The organism is Neoroseomonas lacus, from assembly GCF_014644535.1.
Taxonomy (GTDB): Bacteria; Pseudomonadota; Alphaproteobacteria; order Acetobacterales; family Acetobacteraceae; genus Neoroseomonas; species Neoroseomonas lacus.
Genome location: NZ_BMKW01000003.1, coordinates 102,496 through 114,121 on the forward strand (window position 1 = coordinate 102,496; position 11,626 = coordinate 114,121).

Genomic DNA, 11,626 nt, shown 5'->3' on the forward strand with positions numbered 1-11,626 from the left:
TCGTCCGCGAAGGCCTGCGGCAGGCGGCGTCAAGGCATGCGGACGCGGCATGCTCCAGCCCGGCATTGACCACCCCGGCACCGCCGCGCAGTTTCCCAGCCGGGAAACGCAGCGAGGGACGCGCCAGGTGCAATTTTCACTGACCGAGGATCAGGAAGAACTCCGCACCCAGGTGCTGCGTCTGTGCGAGCGGTTTGACGACGCCTATTGGCTCGCCCGCGACCGTGACGCCGTCTTCCCGCACGACTTCCACGCCGCCATGGCCGAGGGCGGTTGGCTCGGCATCGCCATGCCCGAGGAATATGGCGGCGGCGGCCTCGGCATGATGGAAGCGACCATCATGATGCGCGCGGTCGCCGAATCCGGCGCCTGCATGACCGGCGCCTCCTCGATCCACATGAACATCTTTGGCCTGAACCCGGTCGTCGTCTTCGGCACGCAGGCGCAGAAGCGGCGCTTCCTGCCGCCGCTCATCGCGGGCCGCGAGAAGGCCTGTTTCGGCGTCACCGAACCCAATGCCGGCCTCAACACGACCGAACTGAAAACCCGAGCCGAAAAGCACCGCGACCGCTACGTGGTGAGCGGCCAGAAGATCTGGATCTCGACCGCGCAGGTGGCCGACCGCATCCTGCTGCTGGCGCGCACCACGCCGCTCGACCAGGTGAAGCGCAAGACCGACGGGCTGACGCTGTTCTACACCGCGCTCGACCGGACCAAGGTCGAGGTGCGGCTGATCGAGAAGATGGGCCGCCACGCCGTCGATTCGAACATGCTGTTCTTCGACGGCCTCGAAATCCCCGAGGAAGACCGCATCGGCGAGGAAGGCCAGGGCTTCCGCCAGATCCTCCACGGCATGAACCCCGAACGCATGCTGATCGCCGCCGAGGCTGTGGGCATCGGCCATGCCGCCCTGGCGCGGGCGTCGAACTACGCGAAGGAGCGTGTCGTCTTCGGCCGCCCGATCGGCAGGAACCAGGCGATCCAGCATCCGCTGGCGCGCTGCTGGGCGAATCTTGAGGCGGCCTGGCTGATGACGATGAAGGCGGCCGCGCTGTACGACGCCCAGAAGGAGTGCGGCGCCGAGGCCAATGCCGCGAAATACCTGGCCGGCGAGGCCGGCTTCACCGCGGCCGAGACGGCCGTGATGACACATGGCGGCATGGGGTATGCCCAGGAATACCATGTCGAGCGCTACCTGCGCGAAAGCTTCATCCCGCGCATCGCGCCGGTCAGCCGCGAGTTGATCCTGAGCCACCTCGCCGAACGGGTGCTCGGTCTGCCGAAATCCTACTGAGCGCAGGTCGGGGAGGTGCGGCGCCGAGCCGCACCGCCAAGTAGCATCCCGCCGCGGCGTCCGTGATCAGATCGTCTTGGGCGTGTGGCTGGTCACGTCCTTGCGCAGCATGCTGTCGGGGATGTTCCACATGAACAGGCTGTTGAAGGTGGCGATCGGCAGGCGTGAGGTCGGCGCGTTCTCCGGGTCGTGGAAGATCACTTCCTGCGTCGCTTCATCGACGCCGATCAGGGTGGAGCAGTGCCCATAGGTCGCGCCGTTATGAGTCTTGGTCCAGGAGATCAGTTGCGGGCCGTATTTGGTCAGCAGATCCGCCAGCTGGTCGATCGTCCAGGCATTGCCGAGCGGGTAGCCGACCTCGACCAGATGCTCGTTCTTCCGCAGGTTCGTGGAGTCCCCGATCACCTGGTGGCCCTGCGGCGTCCACAAGGTGGGGTCACCCATCCGAGGGCCGGCCTCGAAATAATACCCGACCATGCAGGCGCTGGCGTACCAGCAGCCGGTCGGGTCGTCGATGCTGTTGTCCTGCCCGAAGCCGAGCTGGGTGACGAAGGGGACGTCGAGATGGATGCCGGCCATGGTGCCTCCTGCGGCGGTGCTGCGGCCGAAGGCGCGATGGGCGTCGTGGGGCAGCGACCTTGGGATGCTTCATAGCATCACCGGTGACGTGGCGGCGTGACGTAGGAGACACGCCGTCCATCCTCCGGCCCGCCCGCGGCCGCCGGAGCAACAGCACGCGGCGCGAATCCAAGCCGTAAGGAGCTGCGGCGCCCGGCGTTTCGGGGATCCACAGCGCGGCGGACAGCCGCGCCCGGAGCGCACGGCGCCACTGCGCCCAACCCGCCCGCGGCCGCCGGAGCAACAGCACGCGGCGCGAATCCAAGCCGTAAGGAGATGCGGCGCCCGGCGTTTCGGGGATCCACAGCGCGGCGGACAGCCGCGCCCGGAGCGCACGGCGCGACCGCGCCCAACCCGCCGGCTGCTGCCGAAGCAACAACACATGGCGCGAAGCCAAGCCGCACGGATGTGCGGCGCCCGGCGTTTGAGGGATCAAGAAGAAGAAGTGGTGGGCGCGACAGGGATTGAACCTGTGACCCTTCGCGTGTGAAGCGAATGCTCTACCGCTGAGCTACGCGCCCGACCGGGGGGCGGACATAGAAGCGGGGGGTGGGGGTGTCAAGCGTCTGCCCCTTGCTTCCGCCCCGACAGGCGCCAATCTCCTGTGGATGATGCTGCACCGTGCCGTCGCGATACTGGCCGGCGCTGCCCTGTTGGGTGGCCCGGCGCCGGCGCGCGCCGCGCCGTTCGAGGCCAGCTACACGGTCTCCCAGTCCGGCCTGCCGGTGCTGGATGTGGACCTAGCGCTGTTGCTGACCGAGGGTTCCTATCGCCTGACCAGCGTCTCCCGCGCGCGGGGACTCGCGCGGCTGTTCCTGCCGAGTGAGCAGCGCGCCGAGGTGCAGGGCGGCCTGGCCGGGCGCGAGGTGCGCCCCTTCCGCTACATGACCGAGGGCAATTGGCGCAGCGGCCAGCGCCGCACCGTGTTGGACTACGTCGGCGGCTCGCCGCGCCTCGCCGTGCTGGAACCGCCCGAGGGCCCCGACCGCATCCCCGTGCCGCCCGACCAGATCGAGGGCACCATCGACAGTCTCTCGGCGCTGGTGCGGCTGTCGCTGGCCGCGGCGGCAACCGGGCGGTGCGACCTTGCCGGCTCGGTGTTCGATGGCCGGCGGCGGCTCGAATGGTCGTCGCGCACGCTGGGCAACGGCCCGGCACCGATGGGGGGAGTGGCCGGCGAGGCGCTGCGCTGCGCCCTGCAAAGTCGCCTGGTCGCCGGCTTCCGGCGCGGCGACGACCCGGCCGAGGTGGGCCGGCCGCGCGAGGCCGAGGCCTGGATCGCCGTGCTCGGCCCGGGGATGCCGCCGATGCCGGTGCGGGTGGAATTCCCCTCGACCTTCCTCGGCGCGATGCGTCTCGACCTCGTGCGCTTCGGCCGTCCAGCCCCGTAGGGCATCCCCTCGGCCGCGCGCGAACGGAAAGCCGCTACAGCGCGGCGACCAACCCCGGCAGGTCGAGCGGGGTGGCGGCGACCGGGCAGCCCTCCGCCATCGCCAGCGGCCCATAGCCCCAGCCGGCGAAGATGCAGGGCACGCCGGCGCCGGCCGCCGCCCGCACGTCATTGCGGTGGTCGCCGATCATCACCGCCTGCCCGGCGGCCGCACCGGCGGCGGCCAGGGTGGCCAACAGATGCTGCGGGTCGGGCTTGCGGACCGGGAAGGAATCGCCCCCGCCCAACGCCGCGAAATGCCCCGCCAAGCCAAGGTCGTCGAGCAGCTTGCGCGCCGCCGCCTCCGGCTTGTTGGTGCAGACCGCCATGCGCCAGCCGGCCGCTCGCAGCGCGTCGAGCGCCGCCGGAATGCCCTCGAAGGGCCGGGTCTGCGCGGAGGCCTCGGCGGTGTAGTCGGCGGTGAAGGCGTCCAGCGCCGCCTCGTCGAAGGGTTGGTCGCGGGCGGTCAGCGCCTTGGTGACCAGGGCGCGCACCCCGTCGCCGATCATGCCGATCACTTCGGGGCGGGTGAAGCCGGCCAGGCCCAGCCCGGCCATCAGCCGGTCGAGCGCGGCATGGATGTCGGCCGCGCTGTCCACCAGCGTGCCATCGAGGTCGAATACGGCGATCTTCATCATGCCGATCGGGTAAGCAGGCTGCGCGCGCCCCCGCAAGGGGGCATGGCGCGTTTCATCCAACGGCAATGCGCGGGGCCCCTTGGTGCCGCCGTTGCCGAGAAAGGCCTCGCCGACACATGCCGCAAAGCAACTTGACCGCGATGGCGCTGGACGCGGCACGGCACGGCGCGTTACCGGAAGGCATGTCAGCCGCCGCCATCATCCTCGCCGCGGGCATGGGCACCCGCATGCGGTCGCCCCGCCCCAAGGTCATGCACCCGCTGGGCGGGCGGCCGATGATCCGCCACCTGCTCGCCGCCACCCAGGCGCGCTTCGGCCGCGTCGTCGTCGTCGTCGGGCCGGACATGCCGGAACTCGAGGCCGCCGTCGCCCCGCACGAGGTCGCGGTGCAGCGCGAACGCCTCGGCACCGCCCATGCGGCGCTGGCGGCCATGCCATTGCTCGGCGGGCATGCCGGCGATGTGGCAGTGCTCTATGGCGACAACCCGCTGATTACCGAGGCGACGATGGGCCGGCTGCTCGCCGCCCGCGCCGAGGCCGACCTGGTGCTGCTGGCGATGCGCCCGGCCGACCCGGCACGCTATGGCCGTGTGATCACCCGCACCGACGGCATGGTCGAACGCATCGTCGAATGGGCCGAGGCGGATGAGGCGGAGCGCGCCGTCGGCCTGTGCAATGCCGGCGTCGTCTGCGCCGGCGCGCAGGACCTGGCGCGCTGGCTGGCGGCGGTGCGTAACGACAATGCCAAGGGCGAATACTACCTGGGCGACGTCGTCGCGCTGGCGCGGGCTGAGGGCCGCCGCGTGGGTTTCGTCGAGGCGCCGGAGGCGGAATTGCGCGGCATCAACAGCAAGGCGGAACTGGCCATCGCCGAGGCCGAGCTGCAGGCCGCGATGCGCGCCGCCGCTCTCGATGCCGGGGTGACGATGACCGCGCCCGAGACAGTGTTCCTCTGCCACGACACGCGCCTGGGTGCCGATGTCGTGGTCGAGCCGCATGTCGTCTTCGGCCCCGGCGTCAGCGTCGAGGCCGGCGCGGTGATCCGCGCCTTCAGCCACCTCGAATCCTGCGTGGTGAAGCGCGAAGCGATCATCGGTCCCTATGCCCGGCTGCGGCCCGGCACGGTGGTCGAGGCGCGCGCCCATGTCGGCAATTTCGTCGAGCTGAAGGCGACGACGCTGGGTGAGGACGCCAAGGCCAATCACCTGGCTTATCTCGGCGATGCGAGCATCGGCGCGGGCGCGAATATCGGCGCCGGCACCATCACCTGCAATTACGACGGCGTGCACAAGCACCGCACCGAGATCGGCGCGGACGCCTTCATCGGCAGCAACACCGCGCTGGTCGCGCCTGTGACGGTGGGCGCGCGCGCGCTGGTGGGCGCGGGCAGCGTCATCACCAGCAGCGTCCCGGATGATGCGCTGGCGATCGCGCGCGGCCGCCAGACCGTGTTCGGCGGGCGTGGCTTCAAGGGCAAGAAGGGGGCGTCGCGGTCCGATGACCACGGCGCCCAAGGGCGCGGCAGTCCGGATCGGCCCGCGGCACCAAAGGAGCAGATCTGATGTGCGGAATCGTCGGCGTCGTGGGACGCGAAGCGGCCGCGCCGCGCATCCTGGAGGCGCTGAGGCGCCTCGAATATCGCGGCTATGACAGCGCCGGCATCGCCACGCTGGTCGATGGCCACATCGAGCGCCGCCGCGCCGAGGGCAAGCTGTCCAACCTCGCCGGCGTGCTCGACGCCACGCCGCTGCCCGGCACCACCGGCATCGGCCACACGCGCTGGGCGACCCATGGCGCGCCGACCGAGCGCAACGCGCATCCGCATGGCACGCCGCGCGTCTCCGTCGTGCACAACGGCATCATCGAGAACCACGCCGATCTGCGCGCCGAACTTGAAGCCAAAGGCCAGGTCTTCGAGACCGAGACCGACACCGAGACCTTCGCCCGCCTGGTCGACCAGAACCTGGCCGAGGGGCTCGGCCCCGAACAGGCGGCGAGTGCGGCCCTCAAGCGCGCCCATGGCGCCTATGCTCTGGCGATGATCTTCACCGGCCATCCGCGCACGCTGATCTGCGCGCGGCAGGGCGCGCCGCTCGCCGTGGGCTATGGCGAGGGCGAGATGTTCGTCGGCTCCGACGCGCTCGCGCTCGCCCCGCTGACGCGGCGCATCGCCTATCTGGATGAGGGCGACTGGGCGGTGGTCGACGATGCTGGCGCCCGGTTCTTCGACATCCATGACGCGCCGGTGGAACGCGAGATCCGCCTGACCGCGGTCTCCGGTGCGGCGACCGGCAAGGGCAACTACCGCCACTTCATGGAGAAGGAGTTGCACGAGCACCCGGTGGTGCTCGGCGACACGCTGACCCAGTATCTCGACCCGATGACGCGCAGCGTAACGCTGCCGCCGCTGCCTTTCGACCCGGCTGTCGTGCCGCGCATGACCATCACCGCCTGCGGCTCCGCCTTCCTCGCCGGGCAGGTCGGGCGGTACTGGATCGAACAGCTCGCGCGCATTCCGGTCGATGCCGATGTGGCCAGCGAATTCCGCTATCGCGAACCGCCGCTGCCGGCCGGCGGCGCGGCGCTGCTGGTCAGCCAATCCGGCGAGACGGCGGACACCATGGCCGCGCTGCACCTGTTGCAGCGGCATGGTCAGAAGGTTGTCGCCGTGGTGAATGTGCCGGAAAGCAGCATGGCGCGCGAGGCCGATGGCGCGGTGCTGACCGTCGCCGGCCCCGAGATCGGCGTCGCCTCCACCAAGGCCTTCACCGCGCAGCTTGCCGTGCTCGCCTGCCTGGCGATCGGCTTCGGCCGCGCGCGCGGCACCATCAGCGTCGATGACGAGGCGAAGCTCACCGCCGCCCTGCTGGAATTGCCGGCCAATGCCGCGCTGGTGCTGGAACGCGACGAGGAAATCCGCGCCATGGCTGCCGAGGTCGCCAAGGCGCGCGACGTGCTGTTCCTCGGCCGCGGCACGCTATTCCCGATCGCCATGGAAGGCGCGCTGAAGCTCAAGGAGATCAGCTACATCCACGCCGAGGGCTATGCGGCGGGCGAGATGAAGCACGGCCCGATCGCGCTGATCGATTCCGCCGTGCCGGTGATCTCGTTGTGCCCGTCAGGGCCGATGTTCGAGAAGACCGCGTCGAACCTGCAGGAAGCCGCCGCGCGCGGCGGGCGGATCATGGCCTTCACCGACGACCTCGGCGCCTCGCGGCTGCGCGCCTTCGCCGAACGGGTGGTGGTGCTGCCGCGCGTCGGCGCCTTCGCCGCGCCGATCCTGCACACCATTCCGGTCCAGCTGCTCGCCTATCACGTCGCGGTGCTGAAGGGCACGGATGTGGACCAGCCGCGCAATCTGGCGAAGAGTGTCACGGTCGAATGATCGTCTGACGCAGCGGAGAGTGCCGGAATGGAAGTCCATGTCGTGCCGGGGCAGGCGCCGCGTCTTGCCGAAGCCGATGATCTGCGCCGCTTCAGCGTGATCGCCGCCGCCGGTCCCGAGGCGTTGCCGTTGCTGGCGGATGCGCTGCGTGGGGTGCTGGACTTCGATGGCGCCGAGCACGCCTGGGTATCGGTCGATTGGCTGATCGAAGTGTCGGATCATTCGGACTCCGCGACATGGCGCGCCGGCTTCGATGCGATGACCGCCTATGCCGCGAAGCAAGGCTGGGTGCGGACGGACCCGGCGGCGATCCGCGGCCATATCGTCTGGAAGGGCGGTACGCCGTAGCGCGGGAGGGGCGCGCAGCCCCTCCCGGCGAGGTCACTCCGGTTGCACGCCCAATTCGCGCAGGATGCGGCCATAGGCCTCGTATTCGGAACGCACCATGGCGGTGAAGTCGGCTCGCGACATGTAGTTCACCGGCACTTTCCGCGTCGCCGCGACGCGGCGGAAGGTCTCGTCCTCCACCCCCGTTCGGCAGGCCTCCTCCAGCCGAGCCATCACTGGCTCCGGCGTGCCGGCGGGCGCGTAAATGCCCACCTGGCTGAGCTGCTGCGCGTCGATGCCCTGTTCGCGCGCCGTCGGCACATTCGGGTAGTCTGGATGCCGCCGTGCCGAGAATACCGCGATCAGCCGCAGCTTGTTGCCATCGATCAGCCCGCTGGCCGAAGCGACGACCGCCGCGGAGAAATCGAGCCGCCCGGCCATCAGCTCGTTCAGATGCGGCGGGTCGCCCCGGAACGGGACATGGGTGAACTCGACGCCCGTTGCGCGCTGGACGCGGAAGACGGCGAGCTGCGGGAGCGAATTCGGCCCCGGGCTGCCATAGGTCAGCGGCCGCCGACGACCTTCCGCGACTAGGTCGGCGAGGTTGCGGATCGGGCTCTCCTCGCGCACCAGCACGCCGAGCACATTTTCATTCGTGCCGCAGACCGGCTGGAAACTGTCCGGCCCGATGCCGAGGTTGCGCACCATGTGCGGCTGCACCACGACCGGCGTGACCGGCGTCAGACCGAGCGTGTAGCCATCCGGCGTGCTCTGCGCGACGAAGCGCATGCCCACCACGCCAGAGCCGCCATCGCGATTGGTCACCACGACCGGCTGGCCCATCGTGCGGGTGAAGTGTTCGCCGAGCGCGCGGCCATAGGAATCCGAGGCGCTGCCGGGCGCATAGGGCAGCACGATGGTGATCGGCCGGTCTGGGAACTCGGCCCGCGCGGCGCCCGGCACCAACAGGGCGAGGGCGAGAAGGAGGCGCTTCATCTCCCTCACTCCTCGATGATCGCGACGGCGCGGGTCCAGCCGGCGGAACCGCGATGCACCTTCACCGGGAAGCAGGCGACCATGAAGCCGTCCGCCGGCAGGGTCTCTAGCTTCGACAGCTTCTCCATGTGGCAATAGCCGATCTCGCGCCCGGCGCGATGGCCTTCCCAGATCAGCCCGGCATCGCCGGTCGCCTGCACCTGCTTCTTGGTCAGCGAGAAGGGCGCATCCCACGACCAGCCATCGGTGCCGGTCACCCGCACGCCCTGTTCCAGCATCCACAGCGTGGCCGCCTTGCCGACGCCGCAGCCCGAATGGATGTAGTCATCCTCGCCATACCGCGCGCCGGCCGCGGTGTTCACCACCACGATCTCGAGCGGCTTGAGCGTATGCCCGATGCGCTTGAGTTCCGCCTGCACATCGCCGGGCGTCGCGACATAGCCATGTTCGAAATGCCGGAAGTCGAGCTTCACCGCCGGCTGGAAGCACCAGTCGAGCGGCACCTCGTCGATCCGCCAGGAGGGTTCGCCCCCCGGCACCAGCCGCTCGTTCATGCGCGAGAAGAAGTGGTAGGGCGCATCGAGATGCGTGCCGTTATGCGTGCTGATGTTCACGCGCTCGACGGCGGCATATTCGCCCTCGGGCAGCGCCTCGATCGGGATGCCGAATTCCTGCGCCATCGCCGGCGCCGTCATGTGGTGATCGTGATACTCGATCTGCGGCAGCATGCGCGGCGGGTCGGAGGCGATGCCGGCCTTCAGCGCCACGGATATGTCGATGATTCTGCGTGCCATGGGACGTTTCCTTGTTCGTTGAGTCAGGCAGGCCAGGCGATGGCGGGGTCGAGCACCCCACGGCATTCGCCGAAGCCGATGGACACCGCGCCGGGCGCCTCGGCGCGGCCGCGGAATATGATCTCGTCACCATCCTGGATCCATTTCCGGCTCTCGCCATTCGGCAGCACAACCGGCCCGGTCAACCCGATCTCGGCGAGGCAGGCGCGCGCAGTCTCCTCCGACCCCGACACGGTGCCGCTGCCGAGCAGATCGCCGGCCAGCAGGTTGCAGCCATTGGTGCCGTGATGCGCGACCATCGTCGCCGCGGTCCAGTACATGGCGGCGAATTGCGTGTCGGTCAGGATGAAGGGCGCAGCCCCCTCCGCCCGCATGCGCGGCGTGAGGATCGCCGCGGTCATGCGTACCGCCAGCCCGCCATGCGACCGGTTCCAGGCGCTGTCGAGATAGGGCAGGGCAGGCGGGTCCTGCACCGCCGCCGGCACCTCGAAGGGGGCGAGCGCCTCGGCCGTGATGATCCAGGGCGAGACGGAGGTGGACACCGACTTGCCGAGGAATGGCCCGAGCGGCGGCATTTCCCAGCGCTGTACGTCGCGCACCGACCAGTCGTTCAGCAGCCCGTAGCCGAAGATGCGATCGGGCGCGCTCGCCATCGTCACCGGCTCGCCGAGCGCATTGTCGCCGGCGATCCAGACGGCCATCTCCAGCTCGTAGTCCATCGCCTCGGTCGGGCCGAAATGCATGGACCCGTCCTGATGCTGCCACTGGCCATGCGGGCGAATGACGGATTCACCCGACACCCGCACGGATGACGCCCGCGAGTGATACGCCACCGGCAGTTGCCGGAAGGCTGGCGGCAGTGGGTTCTTCGGGTCGCGCTTCACGCCGAGCCGGGCGCAATGATCGTAGCTCGCCATGAAGTCGGAGAAGTTGCGCACCGTGGTCGGCAGATGCATCCGCGCCGTTGCCATCGGCACCAGCAGTTCCGGCCGCGGCGTCGCGCCCTCTGAGAGCAGCGCCGAGACCTCGGCCCGCAGCGCCGCCGAGGCCGCGCGCCCCTGGCCCATCAGCGCGCCGAGCGAGGGCTCCGCCACCGCCGCGTTGCCGATCAACCCGGCCGCATGCGCCGCCGTCAGGTCGAGGATCTGGTCCCCGATCGCCACGCCGCAGCGCGGCCCCGCGCCATGCGTGCTGAACACGCCGAGCGGCAGGTTCTGGATGGGGAAATCTGTCCCCGGCGCATTGGCGCTGGCGACCCAGCTGCGGCGCGCAGGGTCATGAGTGGCATCACGCTGGGCCATGGACGCTCCGTTTGCTCCCGGGAGCGTGACGCCTTCGCCTCACCCTCCAACCTGTTGTTTCGGGCCTTCGCAGCCGGCGCATCGCCGGCCATCACGCTCGAATGGCGCCGATCATGCCGTCGTTGATCGATATGGCAAGATGAAATATATTTTCAGCATGAACATATCCGCCGCCACCGCCACGGAAGCCGCGACGGCCCGCCTGCGGGAGGAGATCGTCGCCGGTGCCCTGCCGCCGGAGGCCCGGCTGCGTCTGCGCGATCTGGTGCCACGTTACGGCTTCGGCGCGACGCCGCTGCGCGAGGCGCTGTCGCGCCTGGCCGCTGAGGGCTTCGTGGTGTTCGAGGGCCAGAAGGGCTTCTCGGTGCCGCCGGTCACGCGGGTGCATCTGCTCGACATCACCCGCTCCCGCCAATTCGTGGAGGCCGAGGCGCTGCGTCTCGCGATGGAAGAGGGCGGCGCCGCCTGGGAAGACGAGATCGTCACCTCCCTCTCCCTGCTCAAGCGCGAGACCGACCGCCACCGTGCGGATGACAACTGGCTCGACATCTACGAAGCCAAGCACCATCGCTTCCACCGCGCGCTGATCGCCGCCTGCCCCTTGGCCTCGCTGCGCGGCTTCTGCGACGAGCTCTACATGCAGACCACGCGCTATCGCCGCCTGATGAAGTCCGTCACGCCAGACTGGCCACGCATGGCTGCGGCGCATGAGGCGCTGGCCAGCAAGGTGCTGGCGCGAGACGCCACGGCGCTTCCGGCCCTGCGCGACCACATCGGCACCACCGCGACCCGGGTCCTGGCCATGCTGGGCGAGGCCCCGCCATCCTGACATCGGCGCCGCGCG

At 69.8% G+C, this 11,626-nt stretch carries 11 protein-coding genes and 1 tRNA gene; 6 read left to right on the top strand and 6 right to left on the bottom strand.

The features are described from left to right. Nucleotides 1-49: 49 nt before the first annotated feature. Nucleotides 50-1,294: an acyl-CoA dehydrogenase family protein gene (locus IEY36_RS06945; RefSeq protein ID WP_229681192.1), complete on the top strand. Its 1,245-nt coding sequence runs from the start codon at nt 50-52 to the stop codon at nt 1,292-1,294. 66 nt (nt 1,295-1,360) lie between these two features. Here IEY36_RS06945 and IEY36_RS06950 read toward each other — a convergent pair whose 3' ends face one another. Further along, complete coding sequence (locus tag IEY36_RS06950) at nt 1,361-1,873, bottom strand: papain-like cysteine protease family protein (RefSeq protein ID WP_188966228.1); 513 nt, start codon at nt 1,871-1,873, stop codon at nt 1,361-1,363. 485 nt (nt 1,874-2,358) lie between these two features. Then, nucleotides 2,359-2,433, bottom strand: a tRNA-Val gene (locus IEY36_RS06955). 87 nt (nt 2,434-2,520) lie between these two features. Here IEY36_RS06955 and IEY36_RS06960 point away from each other — a divergent pair. After that, entirely contained in the window at nt 2,521-3,303 is a 783-nt protein-coding gene (locus tag IEY36_RS06960; protein WP_188966229.1) for a DUF3108 domain-containing protein, read from the top strand. A 34-nt stretch (nt 3,304-3,337) separates the two neighbouring features. Here IEY36_RS06960 and IEY36_RS06965 read toward each other — a convergent pair whose 3' ends face one another. After that, nucleotides 3,338-3,979 carry an HAD-IA family hydrolase gene (locus tag IEY36_RS06965; protein ID WP_188966230.1) on the bottom strand — a complete coding sequence of 214 codons (642 nt, stop codon included), beginning with the start codon at nt 3,977-3,979 and terminating at the stop codon, nt 3,338-3,340. 182 nt (nt 3,980-4,161) lie between these two features. Here IEY36_RS06965 and glmU point away from each other — a divergent pair, with 182 nt between their 5' ends. The 3 genes from glmU to IEY36_RS06980 are packed head-to-tail and all read left to right on the top strand — an operon-like array spanning nt 4,162 to nt 7,712. Beyond that, a complete protein-coding gene (glmU, locus tag IEY36_RS06970; protein WP_188966231.1) occupies nt 4,162-5,541 on the top strand; it encodes a bifunctional UDP-N-acetylglucosamine diphosphorylase/glucosamine-1-phosphate N-acetyltransferase GlmU in 1,380 nt (459 codons plus the stop codon). Continuing rightward, nucleotides 5,541-7,364: a glutamine--fructose-6-phosphate transaminase (isomerizing) gene (gene glmS / locus IEY36_RS06975; RefSeq protein WP_188966232.1), complete on the top strand. Its 1,824-nt coding sequence runs from the start codon at nt 5,541-5,543 to the stop codon at nt 7,362-7,364. The genes glmU and glmS overlap by 1 nt, the downstream gene beginning before the upstream one ends. Before the next feature lie 27 nt (nt 7,365-7,391). Further along, complete coding sequence (locus IEY36_RS06980) at nt 7,392-7,712, top strand: hypothetical protein (protein ID WP_188966233.1); 321 nt, start codon at nt 7,392-7,394, stop codon at nt 7,710-7,712. Between the two features lie 33 nt (nt 7,713-7,745). Here IEY36_RS06980 and IEY36_RS06985 read toward each other — a convergent pair whose 3' ends face one another. The 3 genes from IEY36_RS06985 to fahA are packed head-to-tail and all read right to left on the bottom strand — an operon-like array spanning nt 7,746 to nt 10,782. Continuing rightward, complete coding sequence (locus IEY36_RS06985) at nt 7,746-8,687, bottom strand: Bug family tripartite tricarboxylate transporter substrate binding protein (RefSeq protein ID WP_188966234.1); 942 nt, start codon at nt 8,685-8,687, stop codon at nt 7,746-7,748. A gap of 5 nt (nt 8,688-8,692) precedes the next feature. Beyond that, a complete protein-coding gene (locus tag IEY36_RS06990) occupies nt 8,693-9,481 on the bottom strand; it encodes a cyclase family protein (protein WP_188966235.1) in 789 nt (262 codons plus the stop codon). Nucleotides 9,482-9,504: 23 nt separating this feature from the next. Then, a complete protein-coding gene (gene fahA / locus IEY36_RS06995) occupies nt 9,505-10,782 on the bottom strand; it encodes a fumarylacetoacetase (protein WP_188966236.1) in 1,278 nt (425 codons plus the stop codon). A gap of 157 nt (nt 10,783-10,939) precedes the next feature. Between fahA and IEY36_RS07000 the strand changes: the two genes are divergently transcribed. Then, nucleotides 10,940-11,611: a GntR family transcriptional regulator gene (locus IEY36_RS07000; RefSeq protein ID WP_188966237.1), complete on the top strand. Its 672-nt coding sequence runs from the start codon at nt 10,940-10,942 to the stop codon at nt 11,609-11,611. The last annotated feature ends 15 nt before the right edge of the window (nt 11,612-11,626 follow it).

Bases quoted from the DNA above. Each gene is read 5' to 3' on its own strand.
- IEY36_RS06950 (WP_188966228.1), bottom strand. From the start codon at position 1,873: ATGGCCGGCATCCATCTCGACGTCCCCTTCGTCACCCAGCTCGGCTTC.
- IEY36_RS07000 (WP_188966237.1), top strand. From the start codon at position 10,940: ATGAACATATCCGCCGCCACCGCCACGGAAGCCGCGACGGCCCGCCTG.
- IEY36_RS06965 (WP_188966230.1), bottom strand. From the start codon at position 3,979: ATGATGAAGATCGCCGTATTCGACCTCGATGGCACGCTGGTGGACAGC.
- glmU (WP_188966231.1), top strand. From the start codon at position 4,162: ATGTCAGCCGCCGCCATCATCCTCGCCGCGGGCATGGGCACCCGCATG.
- IEY36_RS06960 (WP_188966229.1), top strand. From the start codon at position 2,521: ATGATGCTGCACCGTGCCGTCGCGATACTGGCCGGCGCTGCCCTGTTG.
- IEY36_RS06945 (WP_229681192.1), top strand. From the start codon at position 50: ATGCTCCAGCCCGGCATTGACCACCCCGGCACCGCCGCGCAGTTTCCC.
- IEY36_RS06985 (WP_188966234.1), bottom strand. From the start codon at position 8,687: ATGAAGCGCCTCCTTCTCGCCCTCGCCCTGTTGGTGCCGGGCGCCGCG.
- IEY36_RS06980 (WP_188966233.1), top strand. From the start codon at position 7,392: ATGGAAGTCCATGTCGTGCCGGGGCAGGCGCCGCGTCTTGCCGAAGCC.
- IEY36_RS06990 (WP_188966235.1), bottom strand. From the start codon at position 9,481: ATGGCACGCAGAATCATCGACATATCCGTGGCGCTGAAGGCCGGCATC.
- fahA (WP_188966236.1), bottom strand. From the start codon at position 10,782: ATGGCCCAGCGTGATGCCACTCATGACCCTGCGCGCCGCAGCTGGGTC.
- glmS (WP_188966232.1), top strand. From the start codon at position 5,541: ATGTGCGGAATCGTCGGCGTCGTGGGACGCGAAGCGGCCGCGCCGCGC.